The organism is Comamonas sp. DB36, from assembly GCF_057914905.1.
In genome coordinates this window covers 4,468,497-4,490,812 of record NZ_CP196631.1, presented here as the reverse complement: position 1 = coordinate 4,490,812, position 22,316 = coordinate 4,468,497, and the positions used below count along the sequence as shown (strand labels likewise).

22 protein-coding genes are annotated in these 22,316 nt (G+C 67.0%); 14 read left to right on the top strand and 8 right to left on the bottom strand.

Translation table 11 applies throughout. The annotated features are described in order from the left end of the window. The first annotated feature begins 295 nt into the window (after window positions 1-295). The 5 genes from rpmH (at window position 296) to mnmE (ending at window position 4,639) form a co-directional block, all read left to right on the top strand. Complete coding sequence (gene rpmH / locus ACSVDO_RS20995) at window positions 296-430, top strand: 50S ribosomal protein L34 (RefSeq protein WP_012207856.1); 135 nt, start codon at window positions 296-298, stop codon at window positions 428-430. A gap of 61 nt (window positions 431-491) precedes the next feature. Beyond that, a complete protein-coding gene (locus ACSVDO_RS20990; RefSeq protein ID WP_332539967.1) occupies window positions 492-1,016 on the top strand; it encodes a ribonuclease P protein component in 525 nt (174 codons plus the stop codon). Next, a complete protein-coding gene (yidD, locus tag ACSVDO_RS20985; RefSeq protein ID WP_213293546.1) occupies window positions 1,013-1,300 on the top strand; it encodes a membrane protein insertion efficiency factor YidD in 288 nt (95 codons plus the stop codon). Before ACSVDO_RS20990 ends, yidD begins: the two co-directional genes overlap by 4 nt. After that, a complete protein-coding gene (yidC, locus tag ACSVDO_RS20980) occupies window positions 1,297-2,985 on the top strand; it encodes a membrane protein insertase YidC (RefSeq protein WP_489594441.1) in 1,689 nt (562 codons plus the stop codon). Before yidD ends, yidC begins: the two co-directional genes overlap by 4 nt. Window positions 2,986-3,229: 244 nt before the next feature. Further along, window positions 3,230-4,639 (top strand): tRNA uridine-5-carboxymethylaminomethyl(34) synthesis GTPase MnmE, encoded by a 1,410-nt coding sequence (mnmE, locus tag ACSVDO_RS20975; RefSeq protein WP_489594439.1) that lies wholly within the window; start codon window positions 3,230-3,232, stop codon window positions 4,637-4,639. A 9-nt stretch (window positions 4,640-4,648) separates the two neighbouring features. On the opposite strand, the gene ACSVDO_RS20970 is transcribed toward mnmE, so the two are convergent. From ACSVDO_RS20970 to ACSVDO_RS20955, 4 genes are all read right to left on the bottom strand, one after another. Further along, complete coding sequence (locus tag ACSVDO_RS20970) at window positions 4,649-5,815, bottom strand: mandelate racemase/muconate lactonizing enzyme family protein (RefSeq protein WP_332539815.1); 1,167 nt, start codon at window positions 5,813-5,815, stop codon at window positions 4,649-4,651. A gap of 21 nt (window positions 5,816-5,836) precedes the next feature. Beyond that, window positions 5,837-6,541: an SDR family NAD(P)-dependent oxidoreductase gene (locus tag ACSVDO_RS20965; protein WP_489594437.1), complete on the bottom strand. Its 705-nt coding sequence runs from the start codon at window positions 6,539-6,541 to the stop codon at window positions 5,837-5,839. Continuing rightward, on the bottom strand, window positions 6,531-7,496 hold the full coding sequence (locus ACSVDO_RS20960; protein WP_489594435.1) for a Bug family tripartite tricarboxylate transporter substrate binding protein: 966 nt from the start codon (window positions 7,494-7,496) through the stop codon (window positions 6,531-6,533). The genes ACSVDO_RS20965 and ACSVDO_RS20960 overlap by 11 nt, the downstream gene beginning before the upstream one ends. A 201-nt stretch (window positions 7,497-7,697) precedes the next feature. Then, complete coding sequence (locus tag ACSVDO_RS20955) at window positions 7,698-8,636, bottom strand: dihydrodipicolinate synthase family protein (RefSeq protein ID WP_489594433.1); 939 nt, start codon at window positions 8,634-8,636, stop codon at window positions 7,698-7,700. A 122-nt stretch (window positions 8,637-8,758) separates the two neighbouring features. Here ACSVDO_RS20955 and ACSVDO_RS20950 point away from each other — a divergent pair, with 122 nt between their 5' ends. Then, window positions 8,759-9,712, top strand: coding sequence for a LysR family transcriptional regulator (locus ACSVDO_RS20950; protein ID WP_489594431.1), 954 nt, complete (start codon window positions 8,759-8,761; stop codon window positions 9,710-9,712). A gap of 7 nt (window positions 9,713-9,719) precedes the next feature. Then, on the top strand, window positions 9,720-10,943 hold the full coding sequence (locus ACSVDO_RS20945) for an MFS transporter (RefSeq protein WP_489594430.1): 1,224 nt from the start codon (window positions 9,720-9,722) through the stop codon (window positions 10,941-10,943). Between the two features lie 21 nt (window positions 10,944-10,964). On the opposite strand, the gene ACSVDO_RS20940 is transcribed toward ACSVDO_RS20945, so the two are convergent. Then, window positions 10,965-11,897 (bottom strand): LysR family transcriptional regulator, encoded by a 933-nt coding sequence (locus ACSVDO_RS20940; RefSeq protein WP_489594428.1) that lies wholly within the window; start codon window positions 11,895-11,897, stop codon window positions 10,965-10,967. Window positions 11,898-12,012: 115 nt separating this feature from the next. Here ACSVDO_RS20940 and ACSVDO_RS20935 point away from each other — a divergent pair, with 115 nt between their 5' ends. The 4 genes from ACSVDO_RS20935 to ACSVDO_RS20920 are packed head-to-tail and all read left to right on the top strand — an operon-like array spanning window position 12,013 to window position 16,202. Next, entirely contained in the window at window positions 12,013-12,990 is a 978-nt protein-coding gene (locus ACSVDO_RS20935) for a Bug family tripartite tricarboxylate transporter substrate binding protein (protein ID WP_489594426.1), read from the top strand. A gap of 3 nt (window positions 12,991-12,993) precedes the next feature. Next, window positions 12,994-14,043 (top strand): 4-hydroxythreonine-4-phosphate dehydrogenase PdxA, encoded by a 1,050-nt coding sequence (locus ACSVDO_RS20930; protein WP_489594424.1) that lies wholly within the window; start codon window positions 12,994-12,996, stop codon window positions 14,041-14,043. A 46-nt stretch (window positions 14,044-14,089) separates the two neighbouring features. Then, a complete protein-coding gene (locus ACSVDO_RS20925) occupies window positions 14,090-15,262 on the top strand; it encodes an L-rhamnonate dehydratase (RefSeq protein WP_489594422.1) in 1,173 nt (390 codons plus the stop codon). Window positions 15,263-15,272: 10 nt separating this feature from the next. Then, window positions 15,273-16,202, top strand: coding sequence for a dihydrodipicolinate synthase family protein (locus tag ACSVDO_RS20920; protein ID WP_489594420.1), 930 nt, complete (start codon window positions 15,273-15,275; stop codon window positions 16,200-16,202). Between the two features lie 146 nt (window positions 16,203-16,348). Here the strand turns inward: ACSVDO_RS20920 and ACSVDO_RS20915 are convergent, their stop codons facing one another. The 3 genes from ACSVDO_RS20915 to ACSVDO_RS20905 form a co-directional block, all read right to left on the bottom strand. After that, on the bottom strand, window positions 16,349-18,310 hold the full coding sequence (locus ACSVDO_RS20915; RefSeq protein ID WP_489594418.1) for an esterase/lipase family protein: 1,962 nt from the start codon (window positions 18,308-18,310) through the stop codon (window positions 16,349-16,351). A gap of 11 nt (window positions 18,311-18,321) precedes the next feature. Then, a complete protein-coding gene (locus ACSVDO_RS20910) occupies window positions 18,322-19,368 on the bottom strand; it encodes an Lnb N-terminal periplasmic domain-containing protein (RefSeq protein ID WP_332539029.1) in 1,047 nt (348 codons plus the stop codon). Between the two features lie 81 nt (window positions 19,369-19,449). Then, window positions 19,450-20,004, bottom strand: a complete 555-nt coding sequence (locus tag ACSVDO_RS20905; protein ID WP_213293504.1) for an adenine phosphoribosyltransferase — start codon at window positions 20,002-20,004, stop codon at window positions 19,450-19,452. Window positions 20,005-20,133: 129 nt separating this feature from the next. Here ACSVDO_RS20905 and ACSVDO_RS20900 point away from each other — a divergent pair, with 129 nt between their 5' ends. Genes ACSVDO_RS20900 through lptC form a run of 3 tightly spaced genes read left to right on the top strand, consistent with a single transcriptional unit; the run spans window position 20,134 to window position 22,315 of the window. Next, window positions 20,134-21,135 carry a KpsF/GutQ family sugar-phosphate isomerase gene (locus tag ACSVDO_RS20900; protein ID WP_332539030.1) on the top strand — a complete coding sequence of 334 codons (1,002 nt, stop codon included), beginning with the start codon at window positions 20,134-20,136 and terminating at the stop codon, window positions 21,133-21,135. Then, window positions 21,135-21,692, top strand: coding sequence for a KdsC family phosphatase (locus tag ACSVDO_RS20895; protein WP_489594415.1), 558 nt, complete (start codon window positions 21,135-21,137; stop codon window positions 21,690-21,692). The genes ACSVDO_RS20900 and ACSVDO_RS20895 overlap by 1 nt, the downstream gene beginning before the upstream one ends. Continuing rightward, window positions 21,692-22,315, top strand: a complete 624-nt coding sequence (gene lptC / locus ACSVDO_RS20890; RefSeq protein ID WP_489596458.1) for an LPS export ABC transporter periplasmic protein LptC — start codon at window positions 21,692-21,694, stop codon at window positions 22,313-22,315. The genes ACSVDO_RS20895 and lptC overlap by 1 nt, the downstream gene beginning before the upstream one ends. Window position 22,316 lies beyond the last annotated feature (1 nt).

Sequence of the window (22,316 nt, the reverse complement as noted above, 5' to 3'; positions counted from 1 at the left end):
CGTCAGTGTCTTGTTGTGGATAGAGGAACAGTTGCGGGGCACCGATTGTAGCTTTTCAAGGACTTATCCACAAAATATTCGGTGGTTGTCCTCAACTCTTGCTGAAACAAAAGGCCAACCTCCTTTGTGAAAGGGCATTGCAACATGGAAGGAATGTGGAGATAATCGCGGGTTTCCCTGAATGTGTTCAGGGTGATATGGCCCGGCCGGCTGTTTTTTGCGGTTGGCGGGTGTTGCCGGAAGGCGGCTTTTTGCCGGCCCGGTGCGAATCTGAACCTCCTCAAGGAACAACACCATGAAACGTACTTACCAACCCTCCAAGACACGTCGCGCCCGTACCCACGGCTTCCTCGTTCGCATGAAGACCAAGGGCGGCCGTGCCGTCATCAACGCACGTCGCGCCAAGGGCCGCAAGCGTCTGGCCGTCTAAGGTCATTCTTGGCGCCTGCCCATCGGTTCACCCCTTGGGCTCCTCCTCGGAGGTGCCACGTATGCAACGGCTGAAAACGCGTCCGCAGTTTCAAGCTGCGATGGCGGGGGGCATTGTCTCCCGTACTCCGCACTTCGCCTTGCACCGCCTGGTACTCGACGAGGATGTGCCTTTGACGCCTCCTTCAGGGCCCGGCGGCTTGCCTTCTGTGCAAGCCCCGCAGGCCCTGTTTGGCGTGGCGCAAGCCGAGCCGGTTTCCTGGCTCGGGGCCATGGCGCCCAAGCGCTGGGCCAAGCGCTCCGTCACCCGCCACGCGATCCAGCGCCAGGTCTATGTGCTTGGCGATGAATACGCGTCGCAGCTGGCCTGCGCCGCCTATGTCGTGCGTCTGCGCGCCACTTTTGATCGCAAGCAGTTCGTCAGCGCGATATCCGAGCCGCTGAAGCAGGCGATTCGCGCCGAGCTGCACCAGCTTTTCACCTATGCCGTGCGGCGTCAGTCCGCGCCGGCAGGGGCGCGGTCGGCTGCGCCACCACCCACAGCGACGACTGCGGCCAAGCCCGCAGCCGAGAAGGCTGCGCCATGATGCGCGGGCTGCTCATGGGACTGGTGCGGCTGTACCGCCTGACCTTGAGCCCGTGGATAGGCTCGGCCTGTCGTTTCGAGCCCACTTGTTCCGCCTATGCGCTCGATGCCCTCGGGCAGCATGGCGCGGCTGCGGGCAGCTATTTGACCCTGCGCCGGCTGGCGCGCTGCCATCCATGGTGTGATGGCGGTCATGATCCGGTTCCATCGCAAACGCCCCGGCTGTTTGCCTGCTGCCAGCCTTCTTCTTCGACCACCCAACCTTCCTCAAAGAAGTCTTCATGAACGACATTCGCCGCACCATCCTGTGGGTGATATTTGCCTTTTCCATGGTCTTGCTATGGGACAAGTGGCAAGTTCACAACGGCAAAAAGGCCACTTTCTTCCCCGCGCCCGTGACCGTTCCGGTCGCCGCGCCTGCCGCCCCCGTGAGCCCGGGTGCCTCGACGGTGCCTTCGTCCACGCCGGTCGCCACAGACAGCAGCCAGGTTCCTGGCGGCGCGCCCGCAGCAGCGCCTGCCGCGGCCCGCGAGAACGTCCAGGTCACGACCGACGTGCTCGCGCTGACGTTCGACACCCAGGGTGGCACGCTCAAGCACGCTGAAATGCGCAAGTACGCGGACATGGCCGACAAGACCAAGTCCTTCGTGCTGTTCGATGAAAGCGCAAACCGCGTCTACATGGCCGAGTCCGGCCTGATCGGCGGTAGCTTCCCCAACCACAAGACGCCGATGCAGCTGGTGGCCGGTCCCACCACCTTGCAGGACGGCCAGGACGAGCTGCAGATCCGTTTCGAGTCGGCTGATGTGGGCGGCGTGAAGCTGGTCAAGACCTATACGCTCAAGCGCGGTGCCTACGACATCGGCGTGCGCCATGAAGTGGTCAACGCCAGCGGCGCCGCGGTCAACCCGCAGCTGTATGTGCAGCTGGTGCGTGACGGCAATGCGCCTCCCGGCGAGTCGAGCATGTACTCGACCTTCACCGGCCCGGCCGTCTACACCGAAGCCAAGAAGTACCAGAAGGTCGAGTTCAAGGACATCGAAAAGGGCAAGGCCGACTGGGAGAAGACCGCGACCAATGGCTATGTGGCCATGGTCCAGCATTACTTCGCCAGCGCCTGGCTGCTGGCCGACGGCATCCAGCGCGACATCTTCGCGCGCAAGGTCAGCGACAACCTGTATGCCGTGGGCATGATCACGCCCCTGGGCACGGTCGAACCCGGCCAGAGCAAGAGTGTCGAGGCCAAGCTGTTCGCCGGCCCGCAACTCGAGAAGACGCTCGAAGCCCTGGCCCCCGGCCTGGAACTGGTCAAGGACTATGGCTGGCTGACCATCATGGCCAAGCCGCTGTACTGGCTGCTGGACCAGATCCACAGCCTGCTGGGCAACTGGGGCTGGTCGATTGTCGGCCTGGTGCTGGTGCTGAAGATCCTGTTCTACTGGTTGAACGCCAAGGCCTACGCCAGCATGGCGAAGATGAAGGCCATCAACCCCAAGATCATGGAGATGCGCGAGCGCCTCAAGGACAAGCCGCAGCAGATGCAGCAGGAGATGATGCGCATCTACCGCGAGGAGAAGGTCAACCCCATGGGCGGCTGCCTGCCCATCATCATCCAGATTCCGGTGTTCATTGCGCTGTACTGGGTGCTGCTGTCGAGCGTTGAAATGCGCAACGCACCGTGGATTGGCTGGATCACCGACCTGTCCTCGCCCGACCCATACTTCATCCTGCCCGTGCTGATGACGCTGAGCTCGCTGCTGCAGACCGCGCTCAACCCCGCGCCGCCGGATCCGATGCAGGCCAAGATGATGTGGATCATGCCGCTGATGTTCAGCGTGATGTTCTTCTTCTTCCCCGCCGGCCTGGTGATGTACTGGCTGACGAACAACATTCTGTCGATTGCCCAGCAATGGCTGATCAACACCCGCATGGGCGTGCCTCCGCAGTTCAACCTGCCGAAGTTCAAGTGACCCCCTGAGCGGCTTACGCTCCTGACCGCCACGGCCGCTTTTGCGGCCGTGGTTGTTTGTGCACTGGTTATCCACAGCTTTCCGGTGCCGTTATCATGCCTGGCACTGGCGCTAACCGTTCGTGGTGAGCTTGTCGAACCATGAACGGCCTGTCCTCATCCCTGGAGCGCAGGCCGTTCATCCTTCGACAAGCTCAGGACGAACGGGGAGGGCGCTCCCTTTCCATTTTTAAAGACTCCTCGCCATGCTCCCCCGCCACGACCAACCCATTGCCGCCATTGCCACAGCCCCCGGTCGAGGTGCCGTGGGCATAGTGCGGGTTTCCGGCAAGGGCCTGGCGCCGCTGGTGCAGCGGCTGTGCGGGCGCGCCCTCAAACCGCGCGAGGCCACCTACCTGCCGCTGCGCGACGCCAAGGGCCAGCCCATAGACCACGGCCTGGCGCTGTTCTTTCCCGGCCCGCACAGCTATACCGGCGAAGACGTGCTTGAACTGCAGGCCCATGGCGGCACCGTGGTGCTGCAGTTGCTGCTGGCGCGCTGCCTCGAAGCCGCGGCGCAAGCCGATGGCGCGGGCCAGGCCTTGCTGCCGGGCCTGCGCCTGGCCCAGCCCGGCGAGTTCACCGAGCGCGCGTTTCTCAACGACAAGATCGATCTGGCCCAGGCGGAGGCGATTGCCGACCTGATAGACGCCAGCACCGAAGCCGCGGCGCGCAGCGCCAGCCGCTCGCTGTCGGGCGCGTTCTCGCAGGAGATCCACACGCTGCGCGACGCGCTGGTGCGCCTGCGCATGCTGGTCGAAGCCACGCTGGACTTCCCCGAAGAGGACATCGACTTCCTGCAGCAGGCCGATGCCAGCGGCCAGCTAGCGCGCCTGCAGCAGTCGCTGTCGGGTGTGCTCGCGCGCGCCCACCAGGGCGCGCTGCTGCGCGAAGGCATCAAGGTGGTGATCGCGGGCCAGCCCAATGCGGGCAAGAGCTCGCTGCTCAATGCGCTGGCGGGCGCGGAACTGGCCATCGTCACCGAGATCGCGGGAACGACGCGCGACAAGGTGCAGCAGACCATACAGATCGAAGGCGTGCCGCTGCATGTGATCGACACCGCGGGCCTGCGCGACAGCGACGACACGGTCGAGCGCATAGGCATTTCGCGCGCCTGGGACGAGATTGCCGCGGCCGACGCCGTGCTGTTCCTGCACGACCTCACGCGCCAGGACCAGGCCGACTACTGCGCGGGCGACGACGCCATTCGCGCGACGCTGGCCGAACGCCTGCCGGCCCAGGTGCCGGTGATCGATGTCTGGAACAAGACCGATTCGGCCAGCGCCGAGATGCTGGCCCAAGCCGAGGGGCTGAGCCTGTCGGCACGCACCGGCGACGGCCTGGACGCGCTGCGCCGCCGGCTGCTTGAAGTCGCGGGCTGGCAGTCGGCGCCCGAAGGCCTGTACCTGGCGCGCGCACGCCATGTCGAGGCGCTGCAGGCCGTGGGAGTGCATCTGGACCAGGCCATGGCCCAGCTGCGCGCCGCCGGCCCGCATCTCGACCTGCTGGCCGAGGAACTGCGCCTGGGGCAGAACGCGCTCAATGCGATCACCGGGGAGTTCACGTCCGACGACTTGCTCGGCGTGATCTTCTCGAGCTTCTGCATAGGCAAGTAGCCGCCGGGCTCAGCGCGTCAGCGCCAGCATTTCCCGTATCAGATCCGACTTGCCTTCAAAGCCGATTCCCGGCAGCGCGGGCAGGGTCACATGGCCGTTGTCGACCTTGACGCCGTCCGGGAAGCCGCCATAGGGCTGGAACAGGTCGGGATAGCTTTCATTGCCGCCCAGGCCCAGGCCCGCGGCAATTGCCAGCGACATCTGGTGGCCGCCATGGGGAATGCAGCGGCTGGGCGACCAGCCGTGTTCCTTGAGCATGTCGAGCGTGCGCAGGTATTCGACCAGGCCGTAGCTCAGCGCGCAGTCGAACTGCAGGTAGTCGCGCTCGGGGTGCATGCCGCCGTGGCGAATCAGGTTGCGCGCGTCCTGCATGGAGAACAGGTTCTCGCCCGTGGCCATCGGGCCCTTGTAGACCTCGCCCAATTTGGCCTGCAGTTCATAGTCCAGCGGGTCGCCGGCTTCCTCGTACCAGAACAGCGGGTATTGCGCCAGCGCCTTGCCGTAATCGACGGCGGTCGGCAGATCGAAGCGGCCGTTGGCATCGACGGCCAGCTGCTGGCCCGGGCCCAGGATCTTGAGCACCGACTCTATGCGTTCGCAGTCTTCGGCAATGCTCGCGCCGCCTATCTTCATCTTCACCACCGAGTAGCCGCGCTCGAGATAGCTTTCCATTTCCTGCCTGAGCTTGTCCAGGCCCTTGCCGGGATAGTAGTAGCCGCCGGCCGCGTAGACAAAGACGCGCGGATTGGCCTTGCCGTTGCCGTAGCGCTGGGCCAGCAACTCGAACAGCGGCTTGCCTTCGATCTTGGCGACCGCGTCCCAGATCGCCATGTCGATGGTGCCCACGGCCACCGAGCGCTCGCCGTGGCCGCCGGGCTTCTCGTTGGTCATCATGCAGGCCCAGATCTTGTGCGGGTCGAGGTTCTCGCCGCCGGCGTCGACCAGCGTCGCGGGATCGGCTTCGAGCACGCGCGGAATGAAGCGCTCGCGCATCAGCGCGCCCTGGCCGTAGCGGCCGTTGGAGTTGAAGCCGTAGCCTATGACCGGCTTGCCGTCGCGGATGACATCGGTCACCACCGCCACGAGACTCAGCGTCATCTTGGAGAAGTCGATGTAGGCGTTGCGGATGTCCGATTTGATGGGACGCGTGGACTCGATGATGTTGACGATTTTCATTTGGCGTTTCTCGGTAGGGGTCTATTGCGACAGCGAGGAGCCGCCGCAGATGTTCAGGTTCTGGCCGGTGATGGCCGCTGCCGCGGGCGACAGCAGATAGCCCACCAGCGAAGCGATTTCGCGCGGCTCGACCAGCCGGCCCATGGGCGGCATGCGCGGCGCGCTGCCGGCGCGCGCCGGGTCCTTGAGCATGGGCGTGGCCGTCGCGCCCGGCGAGACCACGTTGACGGTGACGCCGCGCGGCGCGACTTCGACGGCCCAACTGCGCGCCAGCGCGATCACGGCCGCTTTGGTGGCCGCGTACTGGCCGCGCCCGGGCAGGCCCTGGGCCACGCGGCTGCCGATGAAGACCACGCGGCCGAAGCCGCGTTCGGCCATGGCCGGCACCAGCGCGTCGGCCAGGCGCGAGCCGGCATCGACATGCAGCTGCCACATCAGCGCGCCCGCGGCGGCATCGAGCCGGCCCAGCGGCGCGACGCGCAGCACGCCGGCCGCATGCACCAGTGCATCGATGTTCTGGAGACCCGCGGCCAGCGCGTCGGTCTGCGCGCCATCGGTCAGATCGAGCGGCCGGTGCGTGAACGCGGCGTGCGTGATTGCCGGCGCCGCCAGATCGACGCCCGTGACGCGCCAGCCCGCGGCCAGCAGGTCCTCGGCAATCGCCTGGCCTATGCCGCCGCTGCTGCCGGTGACGACGGCGTGACGGGGGCTGGTCTCATTCGACACGGATGTTCCCCTCGGTGACGATCTTCTGCGAGCGTTCCATGTCCTGCTTCTGGAATTTGACGAAGTCCTCGGCCGTGCCGGTGGTGACCAGAATGCCCAGCTCCTTGAGCTTGTCCTTCATGTCGCCGGCCAGCGCCTTGTTGACTTCGGTGTTGAGCTTCTTGATGACTTCAGCCGGCAGCTTGGCCGGGCCCCAGAGGCCGTACCAGCTGTAGAACTCGTAGCCGGGAATGGTCTCGCCCACGGTGGGCACATCGGGCAGGCTGGTCGCGCGCTCGGCCGAGGTCACGGCCACCACGCGCAGCATGCCGCTCTTGTGGTACTGCAGCGAGCCCAGGATGGGATCGATGAAGCCGTCGATCTGGCCGCCTATCAGGTCCTGGAACGCCGGCGCCGTGCCCTTGTAGGGAACGATCAGATAGTTGAGATTGCCGGCGCGCTTGAGCAGTTCGGTCGACAGATGGCCGGCCGAGCCTATCGAGCCCACGGCAAACGTCATCTTGCCGGGGTGGGTCTGCGCATAGGCGATCAGCGACTTGATGTCGCTGATCGGCAGGTTCTTGTTCACCGCCACCGACAACGGCGCCTTGGCGACCAGGGCCACGGGAGCGAAGTCGCGGTTCACCACATAGGGCACGGACTTCATGGTCATGGGCGCGGTGGTGAAGGTCGAGGCGTTGAACAGCAGCGTGTAGCCGTCGGCCGGCGCCTTGGACACCACATCGCCGCCGATCACGCCGTTGCCGCCGGGGCGGTTCTCCACGATGAACGACTGGCCGGTCTGTTCGGTGAGCTTTTGCGCGAGCTGGCGGCCGATCACGTCCAGCGTGCCTCCCGGTGGAAACGGGATCACGACCTTGACGGCCTTGGCGGGGTAGGCCTGGGCCGAGGCGACGCCGGCGATGGCCAGGGTGATCGCGCCTAGGGCGCACTGGATGAAATTCTTGCGTTGCATGTCTTGTCTCCTGTCGTTGTTTTATGAGCGGCTAACACAGCCCAGCAAATCTAAGATTTGCGGTTGAGGCTAGGCGCGTTGCCGCAGACAGTGCAATGAGCACGGCAAGGCAACGCAACGACGCCTCAAGGGCTGTGTTAGCCGCTCTTAGGAAGTCCATGGCCGTGGCGTCGCAATGCGCCACGGCAAGCGAAATCGCTTTCAGCGCTTGAGCAGCCCGGCCTGCTGCACGGCGGCGCGCAGGGCGGCGGTTTCCTTTTCATTGGGCGCTTCGGTGGGCGGGCGCACGGTGGCGGCGTCGATCACGCCGGCCAGATACATGCCGCCCTTCATGCGCGCATGGGCCTCGCCCGTGGGCTCGCCGCCGCCGTAGACCGCGTCCTTGAGCGGGGTGATGATGGCCTGCACTTCCATTGCCTTCTTCAGGTCGCCGGCCTTGACGGCGTTCCACAGGTCGATGATCAGCTGGGGAATGAAGGTCGCAAAGCCGACCAGCGCGCCGTCCACGCCCTGGACCATGGAGGCCAGCAGGTATTCGTCGTGGCATGTCAATATGGCCTTGGTCGGATCGGCTTCGCGGATTGCCTGGATGTCGCGCGCATATTTGTTCATGTCGCGCTGGCCCACCTTGAACGCCTGCAGGTAGGGCAGCTTGGCGAGCTGGGCCAGCAGCTCGGACGAGTATGAGGCGCGGGTCCAGGCGGGGTAGACATGGCACACCAGGTCCAGCTCGGGCGCGGCTTTGTGGATGGCTTCGAAGTACTGCAGCGCGTGGCCTGGCGTGAAGCCGAAGCGCAGCCAGTGGTGGGGCGGCATCACGTCGAGCGCCACGGCGCCCGCGGCCTGGGCGGCGCGCGCATGTTCGGCGGCTTCGGCCAGGCCTTCGCAGACGATGGACGAGATCACGGGCATGCGGCCCTTGAGTTCGTCGGCGACGATGCGCGTGACTTCGGCGCGTTCTGCCGGGGTCAGCGAGAACACTTCGCCGGTGTGGCCGTTGGTCATGATCGCCACCACGCCGTCGTGGCCGGCAAGCCAGGAGGCGAGCTTGCGCAGCGCCGGTTCATCGATGCGGTGGTCGGGCGTGAAGGGGCAGGAAATGGCGGGAATGATCCCTTTGTAGTTGGCGATGGATGGCATGTATAGTCTCCTGGCGTTGGCTTTGTGGGTCTGCGGAGTGATCATTTCCCAGAGCGCAAAACGGCGCCAATACTAGAAACGCATACAACTATCCACTTCGTGGAAGACACCGGGCGCAGCGCATGGGACCAGGCAATCGCAACCTAGACTTCGAGTGGCTCGAAGACTTCATGGCCCTCGCCGAAAGCGGCAATTTCTCGCGCGCCGCCGAGGCCCGCGCCATTGCCCAGCCGGCGTTCAGCCGCCACATCCGCGGGCTGGAGGAATGGGTGGGCGTCGATCTGTTTGACCGCAGCGCGCACCCGGCCACGCTCACGGCCGCGGGCCAGCGATTCCTGCCGCTGCTCGAAGGCGTGCTCGGCGACCTCGAGGCGGCGCGCATCAAGGCCAGGGCCGCGCATGACCAGGAGGAGTCGACGCTGCGCTTCGCGGCCACGCACTCGCTGTCGCTGACTTTCTTTCCGCGCTGGCTCACGGGCATAGAGTCGCGGCTGCACATAGGCGCGCTGCAGACCATGTCGGACAGCTCGCGCAGCTGCGAATTCCTGATGTTCCAGCGGCGCGTGCAGTTCGTTCTGTGCCATGGCCACAAGGACGTGCCGGGACGGCTCGACGAGCAGGAGTACCCGATGCTGCGGCTGGGCAGCGAAACGCTGCTGCCGGTGTCCGTGCCGCATCCCGACGGCACGCGCGGCAAGGCCTTGCACGCGATCGGCAATGCGCCGCCCGTGCCCATGCTGGCCTACGGCGAGGACTCGGGCCTGGGCCGCATCATGCGCGCCCAGCTGCGGCCCAACATGGCCAGGGCGGGGCGCAGGAACACGCAGGCCGAACTGCAGGAAGTCTTCACCGCCCACCACGCGGTGCTGCTCAATACCATGGCGCTCGAGGGCCGCGGCATCGCCTGGCTGCCGCAGTCGCTGATCGAGGCCGAGCTGGCCAGCGGCGCGCTGGTGGGCGCGGGCGCCCAGGCGCTGAACATTCCGGTGGAAATACGCATGTACCGCCAGCGCGCGGTGATGTCGGACAAGGCCGAAGCGCTGTGGGCGCTGGCCCAGCAGCAGGCGCTGGATTGAACCGCAGATGCCAGCCCGTTCCACTTCCGCGGCGATTGCCGTCATTCTGGCCGGCGTCACCGCGGCGCTGCACATCGGCAAGATTCCGCCGGCAATTCCGGTGCTGCAGCAGGCGCTGGGCCTGACGCTGGTCGAGGCCGGCTTCCTGCTGTCCATGGTGCAGCTCGCGGGCATGCTGCTGGGCGTGCTGCTGGGCGTGGCGGTCGACGGCCTGGGGCTGCGCCGCAGCATGCTGATCGGCCAGCTCACGCTGTGCGCCGCAAGCCTCGCGGGCATCTGGGCGCGCGCGCCCGTCGATCTGCTGGTGCTGCGCGGCGTCGAAGGCCTGGGCTTTCTGCTGGTGGTGCTGGCTGCGCCCAGCCTGATACGCCAGCTGGTGCCCGCGCGCCAGCTGCCGTCGTTTCTCGGCCTGTGGGGCGCCTACATGCCGGCCGGCGCGGCGCTGGCGCTGCTGTGCGGGCCGCTGTTCATGGCGGCCTGGGGCTGGCAGGCCTGGTGGGGGCTGCTGGGCGCGCTGTCGGCGGCGATGGCGCTCTGGCTGGTGCTGGGCGTGCCGGATGCCGGGGCGGCCCTTGCCGGGGCGGCCCCTGTGGCGCCGTCGGCGGCCGCCGCCCAGCCCTGGGTGCAGCGCCTGCGCCTGACGCTTGCCAGCCCCGGCCCCTGGCTGGTGGCGCTGGCGTTTGCCATGTATTCCAGCCAGTGGCTGGCCGTGGTCGGCTTCCTGCCGTCGGTCTATTCCCAGGCCGGCGTGAGCGCGGTTGCCGCGGGCGCGCTGACGGCGCTGGTCTGCGCGATGAACATCATCGGCAATGTCGCCGCCGGCCGGGTGCTGCTGCGCGGCCCGCATGCGCAGCGCCTGCTGTTCGCGGGCTTCGGCTGCATGGCGCTGACGGCGTTGCTGACCTTCAGCCCGCTGCTGGGCGAGGCGCCGCTGCTGCGCTATGCGGCGGTGCTGCTGTTCTCGGCCGCCGGCGGCATGGTGCCGGGCACGCTGTTCTCGCTGGTGGTGCGCCTGGCGCCCAACGCGCAGACGGTGTCGACCACCATGGGCTGGGTGCAGCAATGCTCGGCCACGGGCCAGTTCCTGGGCCCGCCGCTGGTCGCCTGGGTCGCGGCCCAGGCGGGCGGCTGGCAGCTGACCTGGGTGGTGACGGGCGCGGCCTCCTTGATCGGACTGTGGCTCGCGTTGCGGCTGGGCAAGCGCGACCGACCGCTGGCGCAGCAGGCCTGAGCGTCAGCGGCTGTGCGCTGGCTAGTCGCGGTGCAGCAGTTCGAGGAACAGCTCGGCGGGTCGGCTCAGCGGCCGGTCGCGGCGCACCAGGCTGCCATAGGACTCGAGCTTGTGGCGCAGCGTGTAGGGCACGATGCGCAACATGCCGTAGGCGTCGTTGAGCGCGCCCACTGTTTGCGGAATCACGCCCAGCATGTCCGAGCTGCGCACCAGATTGATGGTGGTGAGAATCGAGCCGGTCTCTATCAGCCCGCGCGGCAGCGGCGTGCAATGTTCGCGAAACTCCTGCTCGATCAGCGCGCGCATCGGGCTGCCCGGCGGCTGCAGCACCCAGCCGTAGTGCTGCAGGTCGGCGAAGCGGGCCTTGGGCAGGGCCAGCAGCGGGTGCTCGTTGCGCACGATGAAGGCCAGGCTTTCATCGTCTATCGGCCGGAAGATGCACTCGCCGGCCGAGGCCGCCGCCAGGCGCCCGACCACGACTTCAAGCACGCCTTCGTGCAGCTGTGCGAGCAGCCGGTCGCTGGTGTCGACCGCGACTTCGATTTCCAGCAGCGGCAGCTGCTGCTTGAGGTCGAGCAGCGCGCGCGTCAGGCGCCCGGGTGAGGCCGCCATGATGCTGCCCACGACCAGCCGGCCGGCGCTGCCCTGGCGCAGCTCGCCGAGTTCGCGGTTGAGCGCTTCCATGCTGCCGCGCATGGCGCGGAAATAGTCGAACACCCGGTCGCCCGCGGCATTGCGCCGCAATTGCCGGCCCACGCGCTCGAACAGCGGCTGGCCCAGCGCGTCCTCGAGTTCGTGCAGCATCTTGGTTGCCGCGGGCTGGCTCAGGCCCAGCTGCGTGGCCGCGGCGCGCAGTGTCTGGCGCTCCTCTATGGCCAGCATCAGCGCGATCTGGCGCATGCGCAGGCGGTTGAGCAGCTGCGGCGTGCTGTCGCGTTTGTCTATGGATCCCATGGCCCGCTTCCTGTTTGCTGATTTCCTCAGGTTATCAATCTATCAAAAACATTGAATATACGGCTATCAATACCTTGCCTACGATGCAGCTACCACTATAAAAATGGAGACAAAGATGCAAAGACGTCATCTGCTGACCGCCGCCGCGCTCGGGGCCACATGTCTGCTGCCCGCGGCCGTCCAGGCGCAGGACCCGGCGAACTGGCCGACGCGGCCGGTGCGCATGCTCGTGGGCTCGGCGCCCGGCGGTGGCACGGACGCGATGGCACGCGCCGTTGCCGACCGGCTCGCGCCGCTGCTCAAGCAGCCGGTGCTGGTGGAAAACCGCCCCGGCGTCTCCAACACCATGGCCGTCGACGTGACCGCCAAGTCGACCGACGGCCACACCATGGTGATGGGCGTGGTCACGGCGCACGCGATCGCGCCCCATCTGCTCAAGCTGGGCTACGACAACAACAAGGACCTGGTGCCCGTCGCCTTTGTTGGCTCGGTGCCCAATGTGCTGGTGGTGGGCAATTCGGTGCCGGTGAACACGGTGGCCGAACTCGTGGCACTGGCCAAGAAGCAGCCGGGCCAGATCAACTTCGCCAGCAGCGGCACGGGCAGCACCCAGCATATCGCCGCCGAAGTGTTCAAGGACGCGGCCGGCATCGCGATCACCCATGTGCCCTACAAGGGCAGCGCGGGCGCGCTGGTCGACCTGGTCAGCGGCCAGGTGCAGATGAGCTTCGACACCATGCCTTCGGTGATAGGCCAGATCAAGGCCGGCAAGCTGCGCGCGCTGGCCGTGACCTCGCCCCAGCGCAACCCGCAGCTGCCCCAGGTGCCGACCATGGCCGAAGCCGGCCTGCCCAGCGTGGCGATCAGCGCCTGGTACGGCATCTACATGCCGGCCGCCACGCCCAAGGCCGTGCAGCAGAAGGTGCATGACGAAGTCAACAAGGTGATCGCCATGCCCGAAACCAAGAGCCGTCTGGAAGCCGTGGGCGCCGAACTGCGCCCCATGAGCCAGCCCGACTTCGGCGCCTTCCACCTCGCCGAGTACCAGCGCTTTGGCGAGATCATCCGCAAGAACGACATCAAACTGGACTGAGCCATGGCTACCGCATCCCTTCCCGTCGTTGCCCTGACCCTGGGCGACCCCGCCGGCATAGGCGCCGAGCTGATCGCCCGGCTGCTGGCCAAACCCGAAGCCACGCAGCAGGCCAACCTGGTGCTGGTAGGCGACCCCTGGCTCTGGGAGCAGGGCCAGCGCATCGCCGGCGTGCAGGTGGCGACGGCGCCGCTGGCCGGCCTGGCGCAGGTGCGCGAACGCGCCGATACGCGGCTGCCGGCCTTTGTCGCCGTCAACAGCATTGCATCGGCCCATGTGCAGACCGGTCAGGTGGGCGCGGCGGGCGGGCGTTCGGTGCTGCAGGTGCTCGACCAGTGCATGAACGCGGCGCTGGCCGGCGCCATTGACGCCATCTGCTTTGCGCCGCTCAACAAGCAGGCCATGAAACTTGGCGGACTGCGCCACGAGGACGAACTGCACCACTTTGCCGAGTACCTGGGCGTGCAGGGCTACTTCTGCGAGTTCAACACGCTGGGCAATCTCTGGACTTCGCGCATCTCTTCGCATGTGCCGCTCAAGGACGTGGCCAGCTACCTGAGCGAGCAGCGCATTGCCCAGGCCGCCGAGCTGCTCTACAACGCGCTGCGCGCCAGCGGCATGGCCGCGCCCAAGGTGGCGATTGCCGGCTTCAACCCGCACAACGGCGACGGCGGCACCTGCGGGCGCGAGGAGATCGACATCATCGCCCCCGCGGTGCGCGCGCTGCAGGCACGCGACTGGCCAAGCGAGGCGCCGTTCCACGGCCCGTTTCCGGCCGACACCATCTTTCTCAAGGCCCAGGCGGGCGAGTACCAGGCCATCGTCACCATGTACCACGACCAGGGCCAGATCGCGATCAAGCTGCTGGGCTTCTCGCGCGGCGTGACGGTGCAGGGCGGCCTGCCGATTCCCATCACCACGCCGGCGCACGGCACGGCCTACGACATCGCGGGCCAGGGGCGCGCCAGCGTCGAGGCCACCTGGCAGGCCTTGCTGATTGCCAGCCGCATGGGTGCGGCGCGCATGGCAACGCGGGCAGCGGTCAGCGCCTGATTCCTCGGGCTGCGGCCCGTTTCATTTCATTTTTCAAGAGGTCTTTATGAAGATCAAGTCCGTACGCGCCCGGGTTTTCCAATGGAAGGGCAAGACCGTTCCGCCGCAAGGCAACTTCTGCTCCAACGCCATGGACCTGGTGTACTCCAACACCGAGAGCATGAGCACCTTCCGCTTCCATTCGTGGACCGTGGTCGAGATCGAGACCGATGACGGCATTGTCGGCATAGGCAACGTGGCGCTGGCGCCGGCAATTGCCAAGGCCATCATCGACCAGTACCTCACGCCCCTGGTCGTGGGCCAGGACCCCTGGGACTACGAGTACCTGTGGCAGCGCATGTACCGCGCCACGCACGCCTGGGGCCGCAAGGGCGTGACCATGGCCGCGATCTCGGCCGTCGATCTCGCGATCTGGGACATCCTGGGCAAGAGCGTGGGCAAGCCGGTGTTCAAGCTGCTGGGCGGGCGCACCAAGGAGAAGATTCCCTGCTACTACTCCAAGCTGTACCGCGGCGACCTCAAGGAAATGCAGGACGAGGCGCAGAAGTTCATGGACCAGGGCTTCACGGCGTTCAAGATGCGCTTCGGCTACGGCCCGGCCCACCTGCAGCATGGCGTCAAGGAAAACCTCAAGTCGGTCGAAGCGATACGTGAAGTGATCGGCTACGACAACGATCTGATGCTCGAGTGCTACATGGGCTGGAACCTCGAATACGCCAAGCGCATGCTGCCCAAGCTCGCGAAATACGAGCCGCGCTGGCTGGAGGAGCCGGTGATTGCCGACGACATCGACGGCTACGCCGAACTCAACGCGATGAACATCATTCCTATCTCGGGCGGCGAGCATGAGTTCAGCCTCTACGGCTTCAAGCAGCTGCTCGACAGGAAGGCCGTGAGCGTGGTGCAGTACGACACCAACCGCGTGGGCGGCATCACGGCCGCGCACAAGATCAACGCGCTGTGCGAAGCCTATTCCGTGCCGGTGGTTCCGCATGCCGGCCAGATGCACAACTACCACCTGACGATGAGCACGCTGGCCTCGCCCATGGCCGAGTACTTCCCGATCTTCGACGTCGAGGTCGGCAACGAGCTGTTCTGGTACATCTTCGACGGCGAGCCGATTGCCGACAACGGCTTCCTGCAGCTGCGCGACGACGTCCCCGGCCTGGGCCTGACGCTCAAGACCGAATACCTCGACCAGTTCGACATCATCGAATAAGGAGCCCGCCATGCCCGGACTTTCCAATCCCCGCTACCGCGGCATCTTCCCGGTCGTGCCCACGACCTTCCACGAAGACGGCACGCTTGATCTGGCCAGCCAGAAGCGCTGCATCGACTTCATGATCGACTCGGGCGTCGACGGCCTGTGCATCCTGGCCAACTTCTCCGAGCAGTTCCTGCTGGGCGACGACGAGCGCGAAACGCTCACCCGGCTGGCGCTCGAACATGTGGCCGGCCGCGTGCCGGTGATCGTCACCACCACCCACACCAGCACCGCGATCTGCGCGGCGCGCAGCCGGCGCGCCCAGGACATGGGCGCGGCGATGGTGATGGTCATGCCGCCGTACCACGGCGCGACCTTCCGCTTCAGCGACGCGCAGATCCAGCGCTTCTACGCGGGCGTGTCCGATGCCATCGACATTCCCATCATGGTCCAGGACGCACCCGCGGCGGGCACGGCGCTGCCACCGGCGTTGCTCGCGCGCATGGCGCAGGAAATCGAGCAGGTGCGCTACTTCAAGATGGAGACCGCAGGCGCGGCCGGCAAATTGCGCGAGCTGATTGCGCTGGGCGGCGAAGCCATCGAAGGGCCGTGGGACGGCGAGGAGGCGATCACGCTGCTGGCCGACCTCGAAGCCGGCGCGACCGGCTCGATGACCGGCGGCGGTTTCGCCGACGGCATACGTCCCATCATCGAAGCCTTCCGCAACGGCGACAAGGACCTGGCGTTCAACGAATACCAGCGCTGGCTGCCGCTGATCAACCACGAGAACCGCCAGGCGGGCTTTCTGGCCGCCAAGGCGCTGATGCAGGCCGGCGGCGTGATCGCCTGCGACGCGCCGCGCCACCCCTGGCCCGCAATGCACCCCGAAGTGCGCCGCCAGCTGCTCGACATCGCGCGCCGGCTCGATCCGCTGGTGCTGCGCTGGGGGAAATAAGGCGAGGCGATTTTTCGAGGGCAGGCCGTTCCCCCTTCGACGCGGCCGGCGAGGCAGGCTCAGGGCGAACGGTAAAACCGTTCGTGGTGAGCCTGTCGAACCATGGACGGCCTGGCCTCGGAAAAGCGTCGCCCACCGAAACCCCTTCAACGCCCAGCGCTCGCCCCCGTCCTCTGCAACTGCTCATGCAGGATGCGCCGGATCTCGATGATCGCCTGCGGATGCTCCTGCACGCTGTGGCCCGACTCGATCACCAGCTCGGAGGCCGCGCCCGGCAGGTGGGCACTGACATAGGGAACGATGCCGTCGCTCGATTCGGCCAGCGGCAGCGCGGGCTCGGCGTCGCCGATGATCGAGTGGTAGCGCAGCTGCGGCGCCAGCGGCAGGTTGGACGCCAGGCGCACGAACGGGTCGGTGTCGCTGAGGTTGTCTATGCTGTTGGGAATGCGCAGCAGGCCCTGCTTGCCCGGACGCGGCTTGAGCTGGGCCAGGGCACGCGTCACGTCGCCCACCTGTTCCAGCATGGAGAAGGGCAGCGTGATCAGGTTCGCGGCCCAGCGCGCGAGCCGGTGGTTGGCGAACGCCGTGCCGCGGTGCGGCGCGGCAATGAAGATCGCGTCGGTGATCGAGGGCAGGGGCTCGAAGTTGAGCACGGGCGCCATGCGCTGCTGCAGCGCGGCCAGCTGGCCGGGCTGCAATTGATAGTCTTCGAGCAGCCGGTCCCAGATCTGCCCGCCCGTGGACGACACCAGCAGGCGCGCGAGCACGCCGCCCATGCTGTGGCCTATCACCGTGGTGTGCTGCGACGCCGCGGACAGTCGCTGCGGATCGAAATGCGCGAACGTCGCCTGCAGCGCGTCGCGGATCGCGCGGTTGTTGAGCGCCAGCGGCGCATTCGTCGGGTAGTAGACCTGCCATATCTGGTAGTTCTGGCGCAGCGTCTCGTCGCCCAGCACCTCGTTGGCGACGTTGATCCAGGCTTCGGGGCTGCTCGCCAGGCCGTGCAGCATCAGCACCACGCGCCGGCCCGGGTCATAGGGCTGCATCAGGTAGATCTGCGGGCGCAGCAGGCCGTTGTCCAGGCCCAGCAGCGAGCGCAGCGCCTGCACCGAGAAGCCCGAGCGCGCCAGCCACAGGCCGTAGCCCGAAGTGAAATTGGCCGCCAGCGGCACCTGTTCCCCGGCGAGCAGCACCTTGCCGAAGCGGTAGGGGTCGTACATCTGCACATGGATGGTGCGCGTGGCCAGCACTTCGGCCTGCGTCGTGCCTTCGAAGCGCAGCAGCGCCGTGAGCGCGGGATAGGGCGCTTCCTGGAACGGCTGTTCGGATGCGCGCTGCGGCATGGGGTCTAGCGGCTCGTCGGATGCGCGCCTATGCAACGGGTCGTCGGTTGGGAAGACTGCGACCAGCTCCGCGCCGAAGCCGTCGCGCCGGTAGATGTTGCGCAGGCCCGAAAACGTCAGCGACGAGGCCGGAATGAGTTCGCGCGGCATCTGCGCGTCCTGCGGCAGCCAGATGCCGCTGAGATTGGTGTGCAGATTCCAGCCGTTCCAGGGCAGCACCGACGCTTCGAGCGCCGTGAGACGGCGTTGCTGGCTGTGGTGGAACAGCCCCGTGATGGCCTGCTCCACGGCGTGGTTGTAGTAGTCGCGCACCTGGGTCTGGCGGTCTTCGAACATGCGCTCGCTGGGCTTGCGCGAGGAAAAGAACAGGTAGGCATAGGCGTGGCGCGCGGCTTCGAACCAGGCGTCGATTTCGTCGCTGCCGTGGCTGCCCGGCGCAGCGCGCTGGGCCTGCAGCGCGGCCTGGGTCCAGAGTTCTGCGAGCGCGGACAGGCGCTGGTCATCGGTCAGTGCGGGCGTGCTGACGATGCTGTCGCGGCACTGGGAGGGCAGCTCCTCGCAGCGCTTGCGTTCCAGACCGATGACGCGCAGCGTTTCCTGGGTCGCGGCGCTGAGGGTTCCTGCCGTGAGAATGTCGGAGCGCCGCTGCGACAGGTAGTCCGAAGGCAGCAGGGAGCTGACATGCACTCCGGCGCAGCCTGCCAGCAGCGCGGCGGCACCCAGCAAGCAAACCAGGCGCCAGGCGCGCACAGCGGGAAAAATCATGGAAGTGGACCTCAGCGCGCCTGCACGGGCAGGCCTTGGCGTATGGCGGCGGAAAAGTCGGCGTTGGGACCGAGGCGGCGTGCGCGCTCGGTGATGCGCCCCTTTTCCTGCAGCTCCTGCAGAGAGTAGCCCGGCGTCAGGCCGCCGACTTCCTGCACATAGGACGGCAGGTAGCCCGACAGCAGCAGGCGTGGGTCCAGCGGCAGGCCGGGAACGATGCGCTCCATCATCGCGTAGACGATGGTCGTGCAGTTCGCGGTCAGCGTCTGGTAGAAGCGCGGCGTCGCGCGCAGGGCGTCCGACTCGTCGAGGTATTGCTCGAACAGCGCGCGCATCGCGGTCTGGGACATGTGCACGCGATAGAGATAGACATCTTCATCGCGTGCGCGGGCACGCACGCCCAGGATGTCGCGCTCGTCGGCGGCGACCAGCGCGAGCTCATAGCGCTTGAAGAATCCGGCCAGCGCCGAGTATTCCTCGCCGCGCTCCTTGCGCACTTCGACCGAGAACACCAGCTGGCGGCCGTCGTCGAAGCCGAAGGACACCAGCGTGTGCGCGATCGCCGGTCCCATCCAGTACGACAGCGCCATGTCGACCGAGCGCAGGCGATCGAGGTCATAGCGCCGCGTCTCCCAGCGCACGGTGAAGTCGTCGTCGCTGCGCCAGTCGAAATTGCGCACGTTGTGCAGCAGCACCAGCGAGCCCTGGCGTTCGGCGCGCAGCGTGCGCGCCACATCGGCGGCCCAGACGCGGTCGTTCGACGGCGCTATCGACACCCACCACAGGCCCAGCAGCATGCAGCCCGCGGCCAGCAGTCCCCAGGCGCGCCAGGAGCGCGGGTCGGCGCTGGCCAGCAGGCACGACGCGCCGACCCAGATCACCCACAGGCCGGCCAGCGCCGCGGCCGCAAACCTGCCGCCCGGCGCCTGGCTCCACAGCGCGATCGCGCCGAAGGCCGCGAGTCCCAGGCCCAGCAGCGCGCCGAGGGCGCGCGCGCCGCCGGCCCACACGCGCCCTGGAGGCGCAGCTTGTTTGGCATGGTCACGGGGCAGGGGCATGGGTCGACAGGGAGGAAAAGAAGGAGAGGGGGCAGAAAACCGGCGCGCAATGCGGCCGGTGAGTGTGTCACAGGTGCAAGATCAATGCCCGGCGAAGTCGACCAGCGTGTAAAGCGACAGCCCGCCTTCGCGCAACCGGTCCGAGCCGCCGAGTTCGGGCAGGTCGACGATGGCTGCGCCTTCGATCACCTGGGCGCCGAGTTTCTCCAGCAGCTTCTTGCCGGCCATCATCGTGCCGCCGGTGGCAATCAGGTCGTCGATCAGCAGCACGCGGTCGCCGGGCTTGACGGCATCGGCGTGCAGCTCGACGGTGGCGCTGCCGTATTCGAGCTCATAGGTTTCCTCGACGGTGGTGAAGGGCAGCTTGCCTTTCTTGCGTATGGGCACGAAGCCGACGTTGAGTTCGTAGGCGACCACGGCACCCAGAATGAAACCGCGCGCATCCAGGCCCGCAACCACATCGGGGCGCAGCGCCGGGTCCATGTAGCGGTGCACGAACGCGTCGATCAGCACGCGGAAGACTTTCGGGTCCTGCAGCAGCGGCGTGATGTCGCGGAACTGCACGCCCGGCGCGGGCCAGTCGGGCACCGTGCGGATGTATTGCCGGAGGTAATCGTTGATGGTGGTGTGGAGCATGGCGGAAATATTCTGTACAAGGCCGGGCGTGGTCCGGCGGCTGCAGGAGTTTATACAGCCCGTGCGCCGCGCTGCCGCGGCCGACCTGTCGTGACCAGCGGAATTGGGTCCAGGCCCTAAAATCCACGCATGAAATCTGCAGCAGCATCGACGCGTCCTTTTGACGGCCCCCAGGCCCTGCAACTCGCGCGTGACACCCTGGGCATCGAGGCCCAGGCCCTTCTGGCCCTGTCCGACCGTCTGTCGCCCGTGTTTGCCGAGGTTGTCGAGCGCGTGCTCGCCATCCATGGCCGGGTGGTGGTCATGGGCATGGGCAAGAGCGGCCATGTGGGCCGCAAGATCGCCGCGACGCTGGCCTCGACCGGCACGCCGTCGTTCTTTGTGCATCCGGGCGAAGCCAGCCATGGCGACCTGGGCATGGTCACGGAAAAAGACCTGGTGCTGGCGCTGTCCAACAGCGGCGAGAGCGATGAGATCGCGGCGCTGCTGCCCGCGCTGCGCCGCCAGGGCGTGCCCGTCGTCGGCATGACCGGCAACTCCGCCTCCACGCTGGCGCGCCACTCCGACTGGGTGCTCGACACCTATGTCGAACGCGAAGCCTGTCCATTGAACCTCGCGCCCACGGCCAGCACCACGGCCCAGCTCGCAATGGGCGACGCGCTCGCGGTGGCGCTGCTCGATGCGCGCGGTTTCAAGGCCGAGGATTTCGCGCGCTCCCATCCGGGCGGCGCGCTGGGCCGCAAGCTGCTGACCCATGTGAGCGATGTGATGCGCTCGGGCCAGGACGTGCCGCGCGTGACCGCCGATACATCCTTCCTGCTGCTGATGCGCGAAATGAGCGCCAAGGGCCTGGGCGCTTCGGCCATCGTCGGCGACCAGGGCGAGCTGCGCGGCGTGTTCACCGATGGCGACCTGCGTCGGCGCATAGAACAGGGCGCCGACCTGCTGAGCACCACGGCCGGCGAAGTCATGCATGCCAAACCCCATACCATCCAGGCCGATGCGCTGGCCGTCGATGCCGCGCGGCTCATGGAGCAGCACGGCATCACGTCGGTGCTGGTGATCGAAGGCGCCGACCAGCTCGTCGGCGTGGTCCATATTCGCGATCTGATGCGCGCCAAGGTGATCTGATGCAAAGTTCCGCTCTCGCTCCGGCGCTCGATTTCGCGCCCCAGTTGCTGCTCAAGGCCCAGGGGGTGCGGGTGGTGTTCTTCGATGTCGACGGCGTGCTCACCGACGGCGGCCTGTATTTCACCCAGGAAGGTGAAGTCATCAAGCGCTTCAACACGCTCGACGGCCATGGCCTCAAGTTGCTGCAGAAGATCGGCATCACGCCCGTGGTGATCACGGGCCGCGACTCCGCGCCGCTGCGCCTGCGGCTCAAGAACCTGGGCGTGGTGCATGCGCGTTTCGGCACCGAGGACAAGAAGCCTGCAGCCGAGGAGTTCCTGCAGACGCTGGGACTCGACTGGAGCCAGACCGCGGCCATGGGCGACGACTGGCCCGATCTGCCCGTGATGCGCCGCGCGGCCATCGCCTGCGCGCCCGCAAATGCCCATGCCGAAGCCCTGGCCGCGGCCGATTACGTGAGCCAGCGCCAGGGCGGCCAGGGCGCGGCGCGCGACTTCTGCGATCTGCTGCTCGTGGCCTCGGGCCGTTACGCCAGCCTGCTCGAAAGCTATGCATGATGCGCCCCCCATGGCGTCGCGGCTGGGAAAGCTTCACGATCTATCTGCCCGTGATCCTGATGGGCCTGATGGCGCTGGCCAGCTGGTGGCTGGTGCGCAACGCGCCGTCCGCGCTGCCGTCCGCGGCCGCGCGCGCGCCGGTGCATGAGCCCGACTATTTCATGAAGGACTTCTCGGTGCAGAACTTCGACGCCGCGGGCCGCATGACGCGCCAGCTGCAGGGCCAGATGGCGCGCCATTACCCCGACACCGACACGCTCGAGATCGACGGCGTGCGCATCCAGGCAACCGGGCCCGACGGTCGCAAGACCCGGGCCACGGCGCTGCGCGGCCTGAGCAACGGCGACGGCTCCGAAGTCCAGCTGTTCGGCGATGCGCGCGTGACGCGCGAAGCCATGCAGCTGCCCGATGGCAAGCGCACGCCCGAACTGCGCTTCGAGGGCGAGTTCCTGCACGCCTGGACCAACGAGGAGCGCGTGCTTTCCGACAAGCCCGTGGTGCTGTGGCGTGGCAGCGACCGCTTCACGGCCAACCAGCTCAATTACGACCACATCGATCAGGTGCTGCAGCTCGAAGGTCGGGTGCGCGGCGTGCTGCAGCCCGCGGCCGCGGCCGGGCGCTGAA